This window comes from Citrobacter sp. S55_ASV_140, assembly GCF_018919505.1.
In the GTDB taxonomy this organism is placed as follows: Bacteria; Pseudomonadota; Gammaproteobacteria; order Enterobacterales; family Enterobacteriaceae; genus Citrobacter; species Citrobacter werkmanii.
In genome coordinates this window covers 1-579 of sequence record NZ_JAHLQZ010000427.1, presented here as the reverse complement: position 1 = coordinate 579, position 579 = coordinate 1, and the positions used below count along the sequence as shown (strand labels likewise).

Annotated in this window: 1 tRNA gene and 2 rRNA genes; all 3 read left to right on the top strand. The window is 48.5% G+C overall.

The window, feature by feature from the left end:
• A 16S ribosomal RNA gene (locus KQJ18_RS24350) occupies positions 1 to 57 on the top strand; the annotation flags it as partial.
• Positions 58 to 142: 85 nt separating this feature from the next.
• Positions 143 to 218: transfer RNA gene (locus KQJ18_RS24345), tRNA-Glu, on the top strand.
• Positions 219 to 428: 210 nt separating this feature from the next.
• A 23S ribosomal RNA gene (locus tag KQJ18_RS24340) occupies positions 429 to 579 on the top strand; the annotation flags it as partial.

Sequence of the window (579 nt, the reverse complement as noted above, 5' to 3'; positions counted from 1 at the left end):
GGGGTGAAGTCGTAACAAGGTAACCGTAGGGGAACCTGCGGTTGGATCACCTCCTTACCTTAAAGAACCGACCTTTGCAGTGCTCACACAGATTGTCTGATGAAAAGTGAATAGCAAGGCGTCTTGCGATTGAGACTTCAGTGTCCCCTTCGTCTAGAGGCCCAGGACACCGCCCTTTCACGGCGGTAACAGGGGTTCGAATCCCCTAGGGGACGCCACTTGCTGGTTCGTGAGTGAAAGACGCGTACCCTGATATCTCAAAACTCATCTTCGGGTGATGTTTGAGATATTTGCTCTTTAAAAATCTGGATCAAGCTGAAAATTGAAACGACACACTGTTTCATTTCTCCGTAAACAAGAAATGAAAAGCGGTGTGTTCGAGTCTCTCAAATTTTCGCAATCAGAAGTGAAACATCTTCGGGTTGTGAGGTTAAGCGACTAAGCGTACACGGTGGATGCCCTGGCAGTCAGAGGCGATGAAGGACGTGCTAATCTGCGATAAGCGCCGGTAAGGTGATATGAACCGTTATAACCGGCGATTTCCGAATGGGGAAACCCAGTGTGATTCGTCACACTATC